This window comes from Bacillus sp. es.034, from assembly GCF_002563655.1.
In the GTDB taxonomy this organism is placed as follows: domain Bacteria; phylum Bacillota; class Bacilli; order Bacillales; family Bacillaceae_B; genus Rossellomorea.
This window is the reverse complement of the sequence record NZ_PDIY01000001.1, coordinates 4,174,305-4,191,612: the sequence shown is the minus strand read 5'-3', so window position 1 is coordinate 4,191,612 and position 17,308 is coordinate 4,174,305. Positions and strand designations below refer to the sequence as shown.

General features: G+C 45.1%; 17 protein-coding genes. 11 read left to right on the top strand and 6 right to left on the bottom strand.

Annotation, left to right across the window (positions count from 1 at the left end; all coding sequences use genetic code 11):
* Positions 1–33 precede the first annotated feature (33 nt).
* Complete coding sequence (locus ATG71_RS21375; protein ID WP_218925526.1) at positions 34–405, top strand: DUF2500 domain-containing protein; 372 nt, start codon at positions 34–36, stop codon at positions 403–405.
* 45 nt (positions 406–450) lie between these two features.
* On the opposite strand, the gene ATG71_RS21370 is transcribed toward ATG71_RS21375, so the two are convergent.
* From ATG71_RS21370 to rluF, 3 genes are all read right to left on the bottom strand, one after another.
* Complete coding sequence (locus ATG71_RS21370) at positions 451–1,449, bottom strand: inorganic phosphate transporter (RefSeq protein ID WP_098441383.1); 999 nt, start codon at positions 1,447–1,449, stop codon at positions 451–453.
* Between the two features lie 14 nt (positions 1,450–1,463).
* Entirely contained in the window at positions 1,464–2,081 is a 618-nt protein-coding gene (locus ATG71_RS21365) for a DUF47 domain-containing protein (protein WP_079531227.1), read from the bottom strand.
* 168 nt (positions 2,082–2,249) lie between these two features.
* On the bottom strand, positions 2,250–2,957 hold the full coding sequence (gene rluF / locus ATG71_RS21360; RefSeq protein ID WP_098441382.1) for a 23S rRNA pseudouridine(2604) synthase RluF: 708 nt from the start codon (positions 2,955–2,957) through the stop codon (positions 2,250–2,252).
* 154 nt (positions 2,958–3,111) lie between these two features.
* On the opposite strand from rluF, the gene ATG71_RS21355 reads away from it, so the two are divergent.
* From ATG71_RS21355 to ATG71_RS21345, 3 genes are all read left to right on the top strand, one after another.
* On the top strand, positions 3,112–3,885 hold the full coding sequence (locus ATG71_RS21355) for a MerR family transcriptional regulator (RefSeq protein ID WP_098441381.1): 774 nt from the start codon (positions 3,112–3,114) through the stop codon (positions 3,883–3,885).
* Between the two features lie 85 nt (positions 3,886–3,970).
* On the top strand, positions 3,971–4,117 hold the full coding sequence (locus ATG71_RS21350; protein ID WP_098441380.1) for a DUF3934 family protein: 147 nt from the start codon (positions 3,971–3,973) through the stop codon (positions 4,115–4,117).
* 296 nt (positions 4,118–4,413) lie between these two features.
* Positions 4,414–4,614, top strand: coding sequence for a cold-shock protein (locus ATG71_RS21345; RefSeq protein ID WP_034762311.1), 201 nt, complete (start codon positions 4,414–4,416; stop codon positions 4,612–4,614).
* Positions 4,615–4,696: 82 nt separating this feature from the next.
* Here ATG71_RS21345 and ATG71_RS21340 read toward each other — a convergent pair whose 3' ends face one another.
* A complete protein-coding gene (locus ATG71_RS21340; protein ID WP_098441379.1) occupies positions 4,697–4,909 on the bottom strand; it encodes a hypothetical protein in 213 nt (70 codons plus the stop codon).
* Between the two features lie 244 nt (positions 4,910–5,153).
* Between ATG71_RS21340 and ATG71_RS21335 the strand changes: the two genes are divergently transcribed.
* From ATG71_RS21335 to ATG71_RS21325, 3 genes are all read left to right on the top strand, one after another.
* A complete protein-coding gene (locus ATG71_RS21335; RefSeq protein WP_060671790.1) occupies positions 5,154–5,354 on the top strand; it encodes a cold-shock protein in 201 nt (66 codons plus the stop codon).
* 798 nt (positions 5,355–6,152) lie between these two features.
* A complete protein-coding gene (locus tag ATG71_RS21330) occupies positions 6,153–7,598 on the top strand; it encodes a DEAD/DEAH box helicase (RefSeq protein WP_098441378.1) in 1,446 nt (481 codons plus the stop codon).
* A gap of 116 nt (positions 7,599–7,714) precedes the next feature.
* Positions 7,715–8,581 (top strand): AraC family transcriptional regulator, encoded by an 867-nt coding sequence (locus tag ATG71_RS21325; RefSeq protein ID WP_098441937.1) that lies wholly within the window; start codon positions 7,715–7,717, stop codon positions 8,579–8,581.
* Positions 8,582–8,628: 47 nt separating this feature from the next.
* Here the strand turns inward: ATG71_RS21325 and ATG71_RS21320 are convergent, their stop codons facing one another.
* Positions 8,629–11,796 (bottom strand): bifunctional cytochrome P450/NADPH--P450 reductase, encoded by a 3,168-nt coding sequence (locus ATG71_RS21320; RefSeq protein ID WP_098441377.1) that lies wholly within the window; start codon positions 11,794–11,796, stop codon positions 8,629–8,631.
* A gap of 81 nt (positions 11,797–11,877) precedes the next feature.
* A complete protein-coding gene (locus ATG71_RS21315; protein ID WP_286163091.1) occupies positions 11,878–12,447 on the bottom strand; it encodes a TetR/AcrR family transcriptional regulator in 570 nt (189 codons plus the stop codon).
* 530 nt (positions 12,448–12,977) lie between these two features.
* Here ATG71_RS21315 and ATG71_RS21310 point away from each other — a divergent pair.
* From ATG71_RS21310 to ATG71_RS21295, 4 genes are all read left to right on the top strand, one after another.
* Positions 12,978–13,802, top strand: a complete 825-nt coding sequence (locus ATG71_RS21310) for an SDR family oxidoreductase (RefSeq protein WP_098441375.1) — start codon at positions 12,978–12,980, stop codon at positions 13,800–13,802.
* 587 nt (positions 13,803–14,389) lie between these two features.
* Positions 14,390–15,655 (top strand): GTPase HflX, encoded by a 1,266-nt coding sequence (hflX, locus tag ATG71_RS21305; RefSeq protein WP_098441374.1) that lies wholly within the window; start codon positions 14,390–14,392, stop codon positions 15,653–15,655.
* A gap of 209 nt (positions 15,656–15,864) precedes the next feature.
* Positions 15,865–16,341 carry a DUF2243 domain-containing protein gene (locus ATG71_RS21300; RefSeq protein ID WP_098441373.1) on the top strand — a complete coding sequence of 159 codons (477 nt, stop codon included), beginning with the start codon at positions 15,865–15,867 and terminating at the stop codon, positions 16,339–16,341.
* A complete protein-coding gene (locus tag ATG71_RS21295) occupies positions 16,331–17,170 on the top strand; it encodes a cytochrome c oxidase assembly protein (protein ID WP_098441372.1) in 840 nt (279 codons plus the stop codon). The genes ATG71_RS21300 and ATG71_RS21295 overlap by 11 nt, the downstream gene beginning before the upstream one ends.
* Positions 17,171–17,308 lie beyond the last annotated feature (138 nt).

Sequence of the window (17,308 nt, the reverse complement as noted above, 5' to 3'; positions counted from 1 at the left end):
AATGTAGAAAAAGAGTCAAAGGGGGAAATGAGGATGTATGGTGGTGGAGATTTTATGTTTCAAGCGGTCCCGATCTTCATTGGGATCATCTTTTTGATCGTGATTTCGTTCATTTTGCTTTCTGCCGTAAAAGGCGTGACACAGTGGAGTCAGAATAATCAATCGCCTACTTTGAATGTATGGGCTAAGGTGCTGGGGAAACGGACGGCTGTGAAGGGTGGAGGAGAAAGCAGGGCCTATAGCCATTATTACATCACCTTCGAAGTGGAGAGCGGAGACAGGATCGAATTAAAAGTGAATGATAAGGATTATGGGATGCTCGTCGAAGGGGACGAGGGAGAATTGACCTTCCAGGGCACGCGTTACCTGGGTTTCGAGCGTAGTCATCTAAAAGTTCAACAATAAAAGGAAGTCAAAGGGGAGAAATTCTTCCTTCTGACTTCCTATTTATTATAAAAATAGATTCAAGATATAAAAGAAGATGGCGGCAAGACTTGCCGAAATGGGCAATGTGATGATCCATGTGATCAACATTCTTTGAGCCGTCCCCCATTTCACGCCCTTCAATCTGTGAGCGGAACCCACACCAAGGATGGAAGAAGAGATGACGTGTGTCGTACTGACAGGTAAGTGAATCGCCGTTGCACCAAAAATGACAGCCGCACCCGTCAAGTCTGCTGCCACTCCATTTACCGGTCGGATTTTCATGATTTTTCCGCCAACGGTTTTGATGATCTTCCATCCGCCGATCGACGTCCCGAGACCCATGGCCGTGGCACAGGAAACCTGAACCCACGTCTGGATATCATCGGAGGTTTGATAATTGTTCACGATCAAGGCCATGGTGATGATCCCCATCGCTTTTTGCGCATCGTTCGTACCATGGGTGAACGATTGAAGTGCCGCTGTCGCAATCTGGATCGAGCGGAAATTCCGGTTCGTTTTCGCCAAATTCCGATTTTTGAAAACGACCTTGAATATGCTATAGATGATGAATCCGATCACAAAAGCCAAAAGGGGAGAAAAAATCAACGCCTGGATGATTTTAATGAACCCTTTATAATTAAGTGCCGAGACACCAGCCGCCGCAATGGCGGCCCCTGCGATCGCCCCGATCAATGCATGGGAGGAACTGCTGGGTATCCCGTAATACCATGTCACTAAATTCCATGTGATCGCTGCAAGAAGCGCTGCCAGGATGACGATCGTCCCGTTCTCCAGGGAAAAGGGATCGACGATGTCCTTGGTGATCGTTTTGGCGACTCCTGTGAAAGCGAGAGCGCCGGCAAAATTCATGACGGCTGCCAGGATGATGGCATGCCTTGGCTTCAGTGCCTTTGTCGATACAGCTGTCGCGATGGCATTTGCCGTATCATGGAACCCGTTGATGAAATCAAATGCAAGGGCCCCCACAACGATAAGTATGGTTAAAATTAAAATTGTATCCATTCCTGCAAGACTCCTTATGCATTCTTCATAATAATGGTTTCAAACGTGTTGGCCACATTTTGACAATAGTCCGCGATTTCCTCAAGTTCTTCATAGATTTCCTTATATTGAATGATACGAATGGGATCCTTTTCTGTATGAAAGAGATGCTTGATGGATTGGCGGAGAATCCCATCACATTTTGATTCTAAGTCTTTGATCTTGATGGCATGCTCTCTGATCTGGATCCATTTCTTTGTGGATAACAGTTCGACAGCCGATTCAATTTCATCGGAACATTGACGGATCGCTTCGACAAACTTCAGCATATATTCGTCTGCCTGAGTGATGGAATACATTTCAAACATAGCGGATGTATGCTCGAGCCCATCCAGTACATCATCCATACTCATAGCCAGCGCCAGGATATCTTCCCGTTCAATCGGTGTGATGAAGACTTTATTCAAGTCCAATATGACTTCATGCACAAAAGAATCCCCTTTTGTTTCATATTCCTTCATCTGACCGGAAAATTCTTTTAAGTCACTCACATTATTCAGTTTATAATCGGCAAAATAATGCGCACTCTCTTTCAAATTACCAGCTATTTGACTAAGAAGAATAGCGAATTTATCCTTTTTCTTGAAAACCATATGTTCTCAAACCTCCACAAAATCTAGTTAGAATTTCTAAACCATTTAATAATAGCGTATATTGTCGAAAATAAGAAGAGCAAATCCGTTCGTTTCCTAGAGCCTGGAAAGATAAAAATAGGACCGGTAACCGACTGTGTTCAGTCAAGGCACCGGTCCTGTCTGTTATTACCATTCCTTTGGTTCGTAATCCAGATCCTGAAATAATCGATTTTTCTCTTTCTTTGAAAGATCGCGCCACTGTCCCACAGGAAGATTACCTAATTGAATATTCATGATCCGGGTACGCTGCAGTCTGTATACCTCATATCCAAGAGCTTCACACATGCGGCGGATCTGTCGGTTCAACCCTTGGGTAAGCGTGATTTGAAATACATATTTCGAAATCTGTTCCACTTTACATGGCAGTGTTTTCGTTCCAAGAATCTTGACACCCTCTGACATCTGCTTGAGGAAGTCTTCTGAAATCGGGCGGTCAACCGTGACGATGTATTCCTTCTCATGCTGATTCTCTGCACGGAGGATTTCATTGACGATATCACCGTCATTCGTTAGGAGAATCAGGCCATCGGAATCCTTGTCCAGGCGTCCGATATTAAATATTCGAAGGGGATGATTAACGAGATCCACGATATTCCCCTTGACTCCTTTTTCTGTCGTACTCGTTATTCCAACAGGCTTATTCAGAGCGATGTATACATTATTCCGAGCAACCCTTACAGGTGCTCCACTCACCAACACATCATCGCCGGGGTTCACTTGGTCACCAATTTTCGCAACCCGTCCATTGATCGTGACCCTGCCTTCTGTAATCAACTTATCGGCTCCGCGTCTTGATGCCTTTCCAGCTTCACTGATGTATTTATTAATTCGCATTTTCAACACAACCTTATACTCAAAGTGATTATACTAAGAATATCGGACTGGCACGTTATTTTCAAGAAAATCCACATTCGCGTTTTTTGGAAAAAATCCCTTTACATTCACGTTGCGTCAACCTGTAAAGTAAGAATTGTCAGGAGGTGACATCATGGAATATACCGTCAAGAAATTGGGCGAGATCGCTGGGGTGAGCCCGAGAACCCTTCGTTATTATGATGAAATTGAGCTTCTGAAGCCGGCCAGGGTCAATTCGTCAGGATACAGGATTTACGGACAGAAGGAAGTCGACCGCCTGCAGCAGATCCTCTTTTACAAAGAGTTAGGTGTTGGACTGGACGAAATCAAAGATATTCTGGATGATCCCGCCTTTGATGCAACACTAGCATTACAGAAACACCGGGAAATGTTACTGAACAGACGCACTCAGCTTGATCAACTGATTGCGAATGTCGATAAAACACTACGTGTAAAGGAAGGGAGATTCACCATGGCGGATAAAGAGAAATTTGAAGGATTCAAAGAAAAAATGGTGGAAGAGAATGAGAAAAAGTATGGCAAAGAAGTGCGGGAGAAATATGGAGATAAGAGAGTAGACGAATCCAACGCGAAAGTCATGAACATGTCAGAGGAAGAGTATGAAAAGGTCACGGGCTTAGTGCAGGAAATCAAAAAAACGCTGGGAGAAGCATTTCAAGACGGTGATCCTGGAAGTGAGATGGCACAGAAAGCGGCTGATCTTCACAGGCAGTGGATTTCCTTCTATTGGGGTCACTACAGCAAGGAAGCCCATGCAGGACTTTCTCAGATGTACGTGGACGATGAACGATTCAAGGCCTATTATGATGGCGAACAAGAAGGAGTGGCGGAATTCCTGAGGGATGCGATCCACATTTATACCGGGCAGAAAAAAGAAGTGGAATAAACAAGAAGTACCCTGACCGACTAATCCGTGTTATGATATGGGGACGAACTTGAAAGAACGAACCCTATCATAACGGAGTGAAAAAATGAGTAAATCTAAGAAAAAGAGCGGAACGGGCCAGGGCACCGGCAAGAAAGGCTGGAACCGGTGGCAGGCAGGCGCCAATAAGAAAAAGAGCAACAAGCCTTATACGAGTAAAGGTGTAAAACACGGAAACAAGCAGGAAGACTAAGAATGCACGTCCATTTCTTTTTGGGAATGGACTTTTTTTCTGCAGGTGGGAGAAAGAAGGGAAATATCAACTTCTTTCTATATGTAAAGAGAGTCGTGAAGCACGACTTTATCTAAAACATTTTATAAAATGAAAAAAGAATTTGCTTTTTTTACGATTTCCTGTTATTCTAAGAAAGAATTATTTTTGTTCGGTCTGTAAGGAATGAAAGTATTTAAACTTTTCGCCTTTGATATCTAATTGAGCAATAATAGTAATAAATCGTGGATACAACATCCACACAGGAGGATACACACATGCAAGAAGGTACAGTAAAATGGTTTAACGCAGAAAAAGGTTTCGGTTTCATCGAAATCGAAGGTGGAGAAGATGTATTCGTACATTTCTCAGCTATCCAAGGCGAAGGATTTAAATCTTTAGACGAAGGTCAAAAAGTTTCATTCGAAACTGAGCAAGGTCAACGCGGACTTCAAGCGACTAACGTTAACAAAATCTAATTGCTTTAAAAAGAAGGACTCTCTCTGAGGGTTCTTTTTTTTTGCGAAAAAAAAAAGTGCCTGTAATTAGGCACCATCTTTGTTACGTCACAGCGTACTTCATGATTCCTTGAATGTAAATGAACGTTTCCTTCACTTCACATTCCCTGATCTTGATCTTTCCTTCTCTTTCTAATTCAGATGCGGCATTTTCGATGGTTTCTGCTTCTTCCCTGGATTCCACAGGAAGTTCGATCGTGAAAAAGTTTCCGCGACTTGCTTGACTCAGCTTTTTGAGCAATGTGCTTTTATTCATTCCGCCATCCCCTTTATATCTTTACTTTCGACAAAGGAACGATATATTCCTCTATGTAGAGAGAGTGGGAGTGAATTTTTGGACGGATTTGCTTTTTATCTGAATATCTGTTACTCTTAGTAAGAATTATTTTTGTTCGGTCTGTAAGGAAAGAATAAGTTTTAAACTTTTCACCTTTGATATCTAACTTGAGCAACGATAGTAATAAATCGTGGATGCAACATCCACACAGGAGGATACACACATGCAAGAAGGTACAGTAAAATGGTTTAACGCAGAAAAAGGTTTCGGTTTCATCGAAATCGAAGGTGGAGAAGATGTATTCGTACATTTCTCAGCTATCCAAGGCGAAGGATTTAAATCTTTAGACGAAGGTCAAAAAGTTACATTTGACACTGAGCAAGGTCAACGTGGACTTCAAGCGACTAACGTAAACAAAGCGTAATAGCTTTTGATGAAGGGGCTCTCTCAGGAGGGTCCTTTTTTTATTGGGGTATGAAGTTTTTTTGGATTTTGTCTGGTCTGAACGAGCCGCCTGCGCTTTAGGTGTCTTCCAGCTCCGGCGGCTAGAGGCTCGAGGTCATAAGTCAAACCGGCCAAAAAGGCAAAGGACGCCTTTCCGGCCGGTTCGTCTTATGCTTGTCGCCTCTGGGCAAGCCGCCTGCGCTTTAGATGTCTGCTAGCTCCGGCGGCTAGAGGCTCGAGGTCATAAGCTAAATGGTCCAAGAAGGCAAAGAGCGCCTTCCCGGCCCATTCATCTTATGCTTGTCGCCTCTGGGCAAGCCGCCTGCGCTTTAGATGTCTGCTAGCTCCGGCGGCTAGAGGCTCGAGGTCATAAGCTGAATGGTCCAAGAAGGCAAAGAGCGCCTTCCCGGCCCATTCAGCTTATGCTTGTCGCCTCTGAACGAGCCGCCTGCGCTTTAGGTGTCTGCTAGCTCCTGCGGCTAGCCCCTCGAGGTCATAAGCTAAATAGGCCAGGAAGGCAAAGAGCGCCTTCCCAGCCTATTCATCTTATGCTTGTCGGGGCTGAACGAGCCGCCTCCGCTTTAGGGTATAAAAAGGGACCGACAGCGTTCGTCGGTCCCGGAGACAACATGTTACAAGTTAAAAATGGTTAGGTAAAGCATAACACACTATTGGGGGATTACCTAAATAAATTTGAAAAGAATTTATGTTGGCGTGATTTTGTGAATAGAATGTGTACTTTCCTATGAAAATAAGAAAAACTAAATGAGGTTATGATATGTCAATCAAACAGTTTAAGGATTATAAGCTCAGTGGAGAGATTGTAAAGGCGCTGTCCGGTTTAGGATATGAAGCTCCTACAGAAGTACAATCCAGGGTACTCCCACTTGCTTTAGAGAAAAAAGATCTTGTGGTCCGTTCTCAGACGGGGAGCGGGAAGACGGCTTCTTTCGGGATTCCCCTATGCGAGATGGTGGAGTGGGAGGAAAATAAACCCCAGGCACTGATTTTGACCCCGACAAGGGAGCTTGCGGTTCAAGTCAAAGAAGATATCACGAATATTGGGAGATATAAGCGGATCAAAGCGGCAGCGGTCTATGGAAAATCCCCATTTCATCGCCAGAAGCTTGAGTTGAAGCAGAAAAATCATATCGTCGTCGGTACGCCCGGCCGGGTCCTCGATCACATTGAAAAAGGGACCTTTCCCCTTGATAGACTGACGTACCTTGTCATTGATGAAGCCGATGAAATGCTTAACATGGGCTTTATCGATCAAGTAGAAGCGATCATTCAGGAACTGCCATCTGAGCGTGTGACGCTGACATTCTCTGCGACCTTACCAGAGGATGTCGAAGCGCTCTGTCATAAATACATGAAAGAGCCTGTTCATATTGAAATCAAGGCAACGGGAATCACGACGGATAAAATCGAGCATTCCGTGCTTGAAGTGAGGGAAGAGGATAAAATGTCCCTTCTTAAAAACGTGACCACCGTAGAAAACCCTGATAGCTGCATCATCTTTTGCCGAACGAAGGAAAATGTGAACAGATTATGTGAAGAGCTGGACCGGTCAGGTTATCCTGTGGATAAAATCCATGGCGGCATGATCCAGGAAGCCAGATTTGAAGTGATGGACGATTTTAAGCGGGGGGATTTCCGATACCTGGTGGCAACGGATGTAGCTGCGCGGGGGATCGATATCGAGAACATCACCCACGTGATTAATTATGATATGCCCATGGAGAAGGAAAGCTATGTACACCGTACCGGGAGAACAGGGAGAGCAGGTCAGACAGGTAAAGCGATTACGTTCTGCACGCCATATGAAGAGAAGTTCCTTGATGAAATTGAGGGGTATATCGGTTTCAAGATCCCTAAGCGTATGGCGCCTACGCGGGAAGCTGTGGATAGGGCGAAACAAGAGTTTGAACGGAAGCTTTCTGAGGAACCCGATTTTAAAATGGATAAAAGTCAGCAGCTGAATAGAGACATCATGAAGCTCTATTTCAATGGCGGCAAGAAAAAGAAAATCAGGGCCGTCGATTTTGTCGGAACGATTGCAAAAATCGATGGCGTGACGGCTGAAGACATCGGCATCATCACAATCCAGGAAAACCTGTCGTATGTGGAGATCCTCAATGGAAAAGGGCTTTTGGTTTTGCAGGCCATGAAGAAAACCACGGTAAAAGGGAAGATGCTTAAGGTACATGAAGCAAGGAAATAAATGTAGTGGCCTTCTCCAATGAGGAGGTTTTTTTTTACATCCTGCAACATGGGGCACGATATGTCGGGTCGATTGCATTCATCCTTGCTATTCTTATGAAGAAGGAGGTCATGGAAATGGATACATTGAAGATGATGAATGACGCTTTACACTATATTGAAGAAAATCTGACGGAAGAAATCGATTATGAAAAAGTGGCCAGGCGCGCCTATTGCTCGGAATATCACTTTAAAAGGATGTTTTCGTTCCTAGCCGGGATTTCACTGTCGGAATATATCCGGCGCCGACGTTTGACCATGGCGGCACTTGAACTGCAAAACGGGGATGTAAAGGTGATTGATATAGCATTAAAATTTGGCTACTCATCACCCGATTCCTTTACGAGAGTCTTTCAAAAAATGCATGGGATCACTCCGTCACAAGCAAAGGGCCATTCAATCAAATCATTTCCACCGATGACCTTCCAGTTATCCATAAGAGGAGGCAATGAAATGAATTATCGAATCGTAGAGAAAGAACCTTTTTCCATTGTAGGGAACATGAAGCGGGTGCCCATCGTGTTTAATGGAGTGAACCCTGACATTGCAGAAATGTGGCAGAGCCTGGATGAGAAAATGATCAAGAGATTAAAGAGCCTATCGAATGTTGAACCAGGAGGATTGATTAGTGCATCCATCAATTTTTCCGAGGGCAGGATGGAAGAGAAGGGGGAGCTTGATCATTATATTGGCGCAGCCACAACAGAGGAATGTCCCCACGGCTTATCGAACCTGGATGTCCCTCGTCTAACCTGGGCAATATTTGAAGCGGTCGGGCCATTCCCGGAGACTCTGCAGCAGGTATGGGGGAGAATCTATTCTGAATGGTTTCCGACTTCAAGCTACGAACAAGCAAAGGGACCGGAGATATTGTGGAATGAAAGTAAAGATGTTAAGTCTGAAGCATTTAGAAGTGAGATATGGATACCGGTCAGGAAAAGGTGAGGAAGAGACTAAAAAAGCGAACCCTAAAAGGATTCGCTTTTTTTACATCATGCTCCTGCCCAAACATCCTTCGCGTATCGACCATCCTCTTCCAATGATCTCAGCCACTTATCGGCTTCTTCTTTCGATTTTTGATAGAAGCGTAAGTAGCTTTCTACTAGAGTCTGTTCGACATCCGGAGCCATTTTACTTCCGTCACCACAGATGTATAGTCGTCCGCCTTCTTTCAACAATGGCAGGATTTCTTCTGCATTTTCTGAGAGTCGGTGTTGGACATATGCTTTTTCTTGACCCGGGCATCTTGAGAATGCTGTATGCAGGGTGACAATGCCCTCTTGTTCCGCTTGTTCCAATTCGCTCTGATACAGGTAATCATGCTCTGGATTGCGGCAACCGAAGTAGAGATGGGCCACACCGAGTGATTTTCCTTGCTCCTTGAGAACACTGCGTGCCTGGATGAATCCTCTGAATGGAGCGATTCCCGTTCCCGGTCCGATCATGACAATCGGGGTTTCCGTATCTTCAGGCAGCTGGAAGTTCGATTGTGGTGTAGAGATAAAGCAGGCGACTTTGTCTCCCTGTAATCGCTGTGCCAGGTAGTTGGATGCAATTCCTTTGTATTCACCATGTCCGCTCCAGGCCACTCCATGGACGACGCTGACGGTAATGGTTGCTTCTCCGTTTTTGTATAAAGGTGAGCTTGAAATCGAATAATAGCGTGCCTTTAATGATGGAAGAAGTGCAAGGAATCTTTCAAACGGTATTTCACATGCCATGTACTTCTCCACAAGATCGAGCATCGTTATACGCTTCCGTAATACCGCCTCTTTATACGTCTCATCCTTTAACAGATCCTCGAGCTCAACGACGTGAGGAGGGCAGACGGTGTGAGCGGCAAGGGTCCTGATTTGAGAACGGGTAGCGGGTTCTTGGAACTCTACATAATTGGCCAGTAGTTCATAAAGCTTTACAGGCTTTTCTGTAGGGAGATGCTCTGCTTTACCGGAATCGCCCGTCAATGTCACGAAGTCTTGCCCGTTCAGGGTGAATCGACTGAGCACTCGCTCGACAAGAGATGAAGGATTTTGTGGGAGAACGCCGATATGATCGCCTTCCCTATAGGTCACACCTTCTGGAAGAGAGAGAGCGATATGTCTCGTGTTCCTGCCACTTTCTGCGTGTTGTAACTCTGTATTCTCATTCACCACTGCGGTAAAGGCATGGTGAGTACGTGCTAGCGGTGTGTCGCTTACATCACTGACATAATTTATTCTAATCGAGCTGTTTGATCCATCGTTCTGATGGAGTTCGATGTTCAATTCATCAGCCAGGTTCGGCCAAAGGGACTCTGCCCATTTTTCATAATCGCCTTCAAAGTCATCGCTTGCATCACCGTGCCCGATCTCCGCGATGCGGTGCCCGCCTTTTTCAAAAATCTGTTCATCTATGAAGTTAGGGATCCGCTGATACGTAGTCGCCCAGTTATGATCACCACATCCGAACACTGCGTAATGGACACCTGCAAAGTCGTCAGACTCACTTCCTTTGAGCATGGAAATGAATTGGCCGGCATTGTCAGGCGGGTTTCCGTTGTAGGAAGCAGACACCACGATGACCGCTCCTTCTGTTGGGAGTCCATCACTGTACTCATCTAATGGAGCTATCTCTGTCCGGAATCCTTGTTGACGTCCTGTTTCCCCCAGATCCCGGGCAATTCCTTCCGCCGTTCCCATGTTTGAACCATAGAGGACGAGGAAAGGCGTGCCGTGGGATGATTCTACCGGGACAGGTGCAGCCGATTCTTCCGGTTTTCCTTCATCGGACGAAGCGATTGAGAATGCCATGGCAGGCTTACGGGGTGCGACCCGCATCGTTAATCCATCAGGCTTGAGAGTCAGCGTCTCTTTGACATCCAGTTGATAGTGTTGATGATCGATCAGGTCAAAGTGCTGCAGGACCATTCCGAGCACCAGTGTCGCTTCATGAAGAGCGAACTGCTGTCCGATGCAGGCACGCTGTCCATTTCCAAACGGTTTGTACGCGTGATAGGGAATGGATGACGGGTCCTCAAAACGTTCAGGGATGAAAGCATCCACGTCATCTCCCCACACGGATGAATCCCGGTGTAATTCAGGAATGACGAGTGTGAACACATCATCTTTTTTGATATCATATTGGCCGCCAAGAATTGTGTCTTCTTTGGCATATACAGAAAAGGCAGGGGCGGTCGGCCACAGTCTCAGCGTTTCATTCAAGACCATGCGGACATACTTCAACTGCTTCACTTGTTTATAGTCAGGAATGGCGTCTCCCACGACGCGATCGACTTCCTCCTGAGCCTTTTTCAATTTTTCCCGGTTGTTCATCAGGTAGTAAAGGGCGAAGGAGAGGAGACCACTCGTCGTTTCATGACCTGCAATCAAGAAGGTAATGATTTGAAAGCGGATGTTTTCGTCACTGAGCGCCTCTCCTGTTTCAGGATCTGTTCCTTTCAACATATAGGAGAGGAGGTCATTTTCCCCTTGATCCCCGTTTGCTTTGCGGTCGGCAATCAATTCGTCGACAAGGGAGAACATGTACTCGATGTCTTCCCTGAATTGTTTCTTCGATTTGATCATCAGTTTATCTTGAAGACCGAGGCGCTGTGATTGGTTCATTGCTTCATCAAGAGCCCGCACCATACTGTCGACAAAGGGGTGGGAGGTTTCCCGGTAGAAGCTGTTAAAACGGTAATTGAAACCGCAGAGCCCGATGGTATCCAGAGTCAGACGGGTCATATCCTCAGGGACGTCGATCTCATCTGCAGGATTTAAACGTGCCCATTTTTGGATGAGCTGGGTGGCAAGATCCACCATCTTTGAGTGGTATCCTTTCATGGCCTGCTGCCTGAAACTTGGCAGCAGGATATTATGGGCCTTCTTCCAGTTCACCTCTGTCGTTTCACTCGTAAAAAGACCGTCTCCACCGAAGGCTCTCACTTTTTGCAGGGCCGGTCCGACTTTTTTATCAAAACGGGTTTCATCGCATATTTCTTTTGCAAGGGAAGCGCTGGACACAAAGGTGCTCATTCTGCCAGGAAACTGGAACTGAAAGATCGGTCCCAGTTCCCTGGCAAGTTTCATAAATGATTGAAGGGGTTTTTCTTTATCGATTACGGGCAAATTCCCGAGTGGTCCATATGTTTTCGGTTGTGGATATTGAGATTGTTGGGTCATGGTTCCTTCACCTCGTATAATAGTTTGGTTGTTGCGGAATGAACGTTCATTCCGCTCGGGATATGAGAAACGACACGCTTCTCACATATGTAAGCGAACAGCGTCCCACATACTTTCCTCTACATCTGCAAGCATGGAAGTATCAGGCTCTAATTCCCCGATCCGGACAAGTCGCTGAAGCTCGAGAAAGGCACCATAAAGGATGGCGATCAAAGCCGTGGATGGCAGATTCTTGATGACCTTCTTCTCTTTACCAGAATCGAAGAAGCATTTAAATAGATTCAACAGTTCCTCGAAGCTTGCGTGACTTTCTTCATTCAGGAAATGGGCGCTGCTGTGTGTTCGGATGAAGTAGAGCGCCTGACTCTGTTCTTTTGTAAATTGAATCATCGATTGGAAAATATGATGAAATTGATTCCGTATCGACTCTTCATAAGGGAAAGCATGTTCCACTGTTTCAGTGAAAATTTTCACATATTCTTGAAATATCGTATTCCCAAGGACTTCTTTATTTTCAAAATAGCGATAGATGGTTCCTGCTCCCACGCCTGCGGACGAGGCAATCATGGGAATCGTCGTGGCGTCATAACCCCGATCTGCAAATAGAGCCAGTGAACTCGCTACAATGCTGTCCCGCTTAGTTAATGCCATTGACATACCAACTCAGCCTTTCATAACGGTAATGCGGAATGAATGTTCATTCCACTATAGTGTATACCCATGTGAAAGTGTTCTCAATCACACGAAATACCCATTATTTGTGAAGGTTTTGTTAAGAGGGGATAAGGCCCTTTTTTTCTTTTCTATTATATTTGCCGGTCCGATTCTATCATTTTTTCATAGAATAACGGTGTAAGAGAGCTCACTTACTAGAGTCATGAATAGAAAGGGGGGATTCTATATGCCTTTAGGTCTAATTACCTTTCTAGTTGCCGTATTATTGCTGGTCGCTTGGTTGTTGGTATCGATTTTGGCTCCAAACAGCAATCTGGTATCTTTATTGAAAAATGCTGTTTGCAGTACTTTGGGATGTTAATCTAGTTTTTTAAGAGGGACGGACCTCCACATGCCTTTCATTCGAGGATGAAACAGGCTCTGTAGAGGTCCGTCCCTCTCTATGTTTACTATTTCACATAAGGGGCAAATACTCTCTATGAGATATTTCAAGGAGGTTTTACTTAATGAGAAGGCTGGAAGACAAGGTTGCAGTGATTACTGGTGCCGCAACCGGGATCGGGGAAGCGACTGCCAAAGTGTTTGCCCATAAAGGCGCGACGGTGGTTTGTGCAGATATAAATGTAGAGGAAATGAATAAGACAGTCGATGATATCAGAAGCGATGGAGGGAAGGCAGAAGCATTCCAACTCGACGTTTCCAGTGAGGAAAGTGTCACGAGGTTTGCTGAAAAGATAAAGGATAAATTTGGTGTGATCGATGTTCTTTTTAACAACGCGGGGGTAGATGAACAGGGTGGAAAAGTGCATGAATATCCTGTGGAACTATTTGATCGGATCATCGCAGTGGATTTGCGAGGGACCTTTTTATGCAGCAAGTATCTAATCCCGCTTATGCTTGAAAACGGTGGATCCATTATCAATACGGCGTCCATGTCAGGCCATGCGGCAGATTTGGACCGTTCCGGGTACAATGCGGCTAAGGGTGGCATTATCAACTTTACGAAGGCCATGGCCATTGATTATGCGCGACATGGCATCCGAGTGAATTCCCTTTCACCCGGAACAATCGAGACTCCTCTGATTGACGATCTTGTCGGGAGCAAACAGGAAAAGATGGGCGAGGAATTCAGGGACGCCAATAAGTGGATCACACCGATGGGCCGTTTGGGAAGACCAGAAGAAATGGCGACGGTGGCCCTGTTCCTGGCATCGGATGACAGCTCCTACGTGACAGGTGAAGACATCACTGCAGACGGAGGCATCATGGCTTACACATGGCCGGGGAAAATGCTGATTGAGGAAGAAGAGTGGAAAAAGGGTACTGAATAATATGAGGGACGGACCTCCGATTTTCCCCTATCCGGTTGTGAATTTAACGGAAAAGGTGAAAGATTGGGGGTTCATTTCTTTAGTGGGGTAATGCGGTGAGGGACGGACCTCGAAATATCCATTGCTGGACCCTAAAATCAATGGATTTGGAGGTCCGTCCCTCAAACCAAATCTTCCTATCCATCTCGGGGTGTGGTAGAATGGGTGTAACTTATGAGAAATGGAGGTTTTCCTTTTGATTTTGATCAGACTACGCATCCGCAATTTGAACGCTTAATTGAATAAGTTCAAAGGCTCTGCCTGTGTGCAGGGTAAATGGGATTGGTCTGACTATTTTTAAAGGAATTCTTCATTTAACGTGAAATGAAGGAAGGGAGTGCTCATGGTACTCTCTTAAAAATAGAATTGAATACTTACCGAGAGGCGCCATAGTGTGTTTTTTTAATGAAAAACGCACCGGGGGAGAATGCGGTCTTCTTCTTGTGCCATTGGTATATTCAAATCCATTTACAAAAAGCACAGGCGGAGGCCTGTGCTTTTTTTTGCACCACCATCACCAAAATAAACAAACAGGAAGTGACTATGTAATGGAAGAAAGATTAAAAGCGATCGCCATAGGCGTTAATACGAAGGATAAAAACAATGACTTTGAGTATTCAATGCTTGAGTTGAAAGGATTGGCCGAAGCCAGGCAAATCGATGTCGTGGGGGAACTGACCCAAAACCTTCCCCGGCCGAATCACGTGCATTATATCGGAAAAGGGAAGATTGATGAACTGTTGCCACTCCTTGAAGAATGGGAAGCGGATGTCTTGATTACAAATGATGAACTTGCGCCTTCTCAGATCCGAGTCCTCGAGGAAAAGCTTGATGTCCGGGTGATGGACAGAACGATGTTGATTCTTGATATTTTTGCAGAACGGGCGAAAACCCGTGAAGCACAGCTGCAAGTCGAGGTGGCACAGCTGCAGTACATGCTGCCCCGTCTGGTTGGAAGAAGGGAATCGCTTGGCCGTCAAGGAGGCGGGTCAGGGCTTGCCAACCGTGGAGCCGGTGAAACGAAGCTTGAGCTTGACCGCCGCCGGATTGAAGAAAAAATAACTGCCTTGAATAAAGAACTGGATTCACTGGTCGACCTGAGAACCACGCAACGGAAACAGCGCAAAAAAAGTGAAATCCCAGTCGTGTCCCTGGTCGGTTACACGAATGCGGGTAAATCGACGACGATGAATGCATTTGTCGAAACCTTCCATCCGAATGAGAACAAGCAGGTATTCGAGAAGGATATGCTATTTGCGACCCTGGAAACATCAGTCAGGAACATCACCTTACCGGACAAAAAGGAATTTCTCCTGACAGATACGGTCGGGTTCGTAAACAAACTTCCCCATCAGCTGGTAAAGGCGTTCCGTTCCACTCTTGAAGAGGTGGTGGAAGCGGATCTTATCGTACATGTGGTAGATTATTCAGATCCTCATTACGAGAAATTGATGAAGGTGACAGATCAAACCCTTGATGAACTTGGGACTGGTGACATCCCTATCATTTATGCATTCAACAAGGCTGAATTGGTTGATGAGGAAGTGCCGAGAGTAGAGAAGGACCGCATCTATTTTTCCGCAAAAAATCGAATCGGGATTGACGAGCTCCTTCGAGTCGTAAAGAGTTATATTTTTAAAGACTATAAACGCTGTCAAATGTTGATTCCGTTTGATAAGGGGCAATTGATATCGTATTTTAATGAAAATGCCACTGTGTTAGAAACAGAATATGAAGAAAATGGAACGAAGCTGACCCTTGAGTGCAAGGTAGGTGACTTTGAGAAGTATCAACAGTATATCATTCAGGACTAACATGGAAAGACAGGGCCTTTTTCTAATCGAAAGGTCCTGTTTTTTTACTTTTAATATTGCCGGGTACTTTATAGTAAACCTATCAAGAATAGGTTCAGACCGGCATTTCAATGCATCAACTGGACACTGTGGACACGTTTTTGAGAAGTTTACCCACATACAGGAAAGGGAAGAGTGGCTAATAATTTATAAAGGAGGATGCTGCTACGATGATAGCCAACTATTCAAATACAACATCAACTCACAATCTATGGTCCGGTATCTTATTTGGGATGGGGATTGTCGCATTTGTTGATGAGGCAGTTTTTCATCAGTTGCTTCATTGGCATCATTTTTATGACAAGTCCACCACATCGATCGGGCTCGTATCTGATGGTTTTTTTCATGCATTTAGCTGGTTTGCTACTATCGGAGGTTTGTTTATGTTTGCTGACTTACGCCGTAAAAAAAGGCTGTGGAAGAAAAGGTGGTGGGGAGGCATTCTGCTAGGAGCAGGAGGGTTTCAATTGTATGACGGGACAGTGCAGCATAAGCTGATGGGGCTTCATCAGATCCGTTATGTGGAGAATCTCCTTATGTATGATGTGGTCTGGAATGCGAGTGCGGCTGCTATGATTCTTGTCGGGGTCATAATGGTTGTAAATACGAGATATAAAAAATATGAGAATACCGCAAATGCAAACTGATCATTCTATCTTAAACGTATCTCATGGCGTGGGCTCGAATTCTCATATTCTTCTAGCCGTGCCTTTTATCGTTGTATTAGTACTGTACCTCCTTGCTGTGGCAGTTTCCAATCGTAAGCATAAACAATGGCCGGTTTCCCGTACAATCTTATGGATCATCGGTGTCGGATGTGCTTTGGTTGCTGTATCAGGACCGGTGGCTCAGCGGGCACATATGGAGTTTTCTTTTCATATGCTTGGTCATCTGCTTTTAGGAATGCTGGCCCCTCTTCTCATGGTACTCGCTGCGCCGGTAACACTTACACTGCGGACGTTGCCTGTCACCCTTGCCAGGAGGCTATCCAACATACTTAAAAGCCGCATTATGGGAATGGTAAGTGACCCCGTTGTCACTGCCATCCTCAATATTGGAGGTCTTTGGGTTCTTTATACCACCAATTTGTACGAGGCAATGCATCATGATATACTCCTATATTTATTCATCCACATCCACGTCTTCCTGGCTGGATATCTCTTTGCGATCTCCATGATTTATATTGATCCGGCCCCGCATAGAACAGGATATATTTATAGAGGTATTGTATTGATCCTTGCCTTGAGCGGTCATGGCATTTTGTCTAAATACATTTATGCTCACCCTCCGATTGGAATACCCCGTGAGCAGGCACAGAGTGGAGGGATGCTTATGTATTATGGCGGTGATATGATTGATTTGATTCTGATCGTAATCTTTTGTTATCAGTGGTATAAGGCTGTCCGGCCGGGAATGAATATAAGTAAGAGCAAAGACAAAGAAAATTTCAGGGAGCCAAAGTCGTTTAAAGGCTAATTCTGATCATAAGAGAATAAGCACCTAGGTTTAGGGTGCTTTTTTGTTTATGAAAAAGTATACTTTAACCTTTACAAAAAAATCATCAATCATTGTACATGCTCACCCATCTGGGCTTCTGCATACAGTAGACTTGAG

Excerpts from the sequence above, each read along its gene's own strand:
- ATG71_RS21375 (WP_218925526.1), top strand. The coding sequence starts at position 34 with ATGTATGGTGGTGGAGATTTTATGTTTCAAGCGGTCCCGATCTTCATT.
- ATG71_RS21370 (WP_098441383.1), bottom strand. The coding sequence starts at position 1,449 with ATGGATACAATTTTAATTTTAACCATACTTATCGTTGTGGGGGCCCTT.
- ATG71_RS21365 (WP_079531227.1), bottom strand. The coding sequence starts at position 2,081 with ATGGTTTTCAAGAAAAAGGATAAATTCGCTATTCTTCTTAGTCAAATA.
- rluF (WP_098441382.1), bottom strand. The coding sequence starts at position 2,957 with ATGCGAATTAATAAATACATCAGTGAAGCTGGAAAGGCATCAAGACGC.
- ATG71_RS21355 (WP_098441381.1), top strand. The coding sequence starts at position 3,112 with ATGGAATATACCGTCAAGAAATTGGGCGAGATCGCTGGGGTGAGCCCG.
- ATG71_RS21350 (WP_098441380.1), top strand. The coding sequence starts at position 3,971 with ATGAGTAAATCTAAGAAAAAGAGCGGAACGGGCCAGGGCACCGGCAAG.
- ATG71_RS21345 (WP_034762311.1), top strand. The coding sequence starts at position 4,414 with ATGCAAGAAGGTACAGTAAAATGGTTTAACGCAGAAAAAGGTTTCGGT.
- ATG71_RS21340 (WP_098441379.1), bottom strand. The coding sequence starts at position 4,909 with ATGAATAAAAGCACATTGCTCAAAAAGCTGAGTCAAGCAAGTCGCGGA.
- ATG71_RS21335 (WP_060671790.1), top strand. The coding sequence starts at position 5,154 with ATGCAAGAAGGTACAGTAAAATGGTTTAACGCAGAAAAAGGTTTCGGT.
- ATG71_RS21330 (WP_098441378.1), top strand. The coding sequence starts at position 6,153 with ATGTCAATCAAACAGTTTAAGGATTATAAGCTCAGTGGAGAGATTGTA.
- ATG71_RS21325 (WP_098441937.1), top strand. The coding sequence starts at position 7,715 with ATGGATACATTGAAGATGATGAATGACGCTTTACACTATATTGAAGAA.
- ATG71_RS21320 (WP_098441377.1), bottom strand. The coding sequence starts at position 11,796 with ATGACCCAACAATCTCAATATCCACAACCGAAAACATATGGACCACTC.
- ATG71_RS21315 (WP_286163091.1), bottom strand. The coding sequence starts at position 12,447 with ATGGCATTAACTAAGCGGGACAGCATTGTAGCGAGTTCACTGGCTCTA.
- ATG71_RS21310 (WP_098441375.1), top strand. The coding sequence starts at position 12,978 with ATGAGAAGGCTGGAAGACAAGGTTGCAGTGATTACTGGTGCCGCAACC.
- hflX (WP_098441374.1), top strand. The coding sequence starts at position 14,390 with ATGGAAGAAAGATTAAAAGCGATCGCCATAGGCGTTAATACGAAGGAT.
- ATG71_RS21300 (WP_098441373.1), top strand. The coding sequence starts at position 15,865 with ATGATAGCCAACTATTCAAATACAACATCAACTCACAATCTATGGTCC.
- ATG71_RS21295 (WP_098441372.1), top strand. The coding sequence starts at position 16,331 with ATGCAAACTGATCATTCTATCTTAAACGTATCTCATGGCGTGGGCTCG.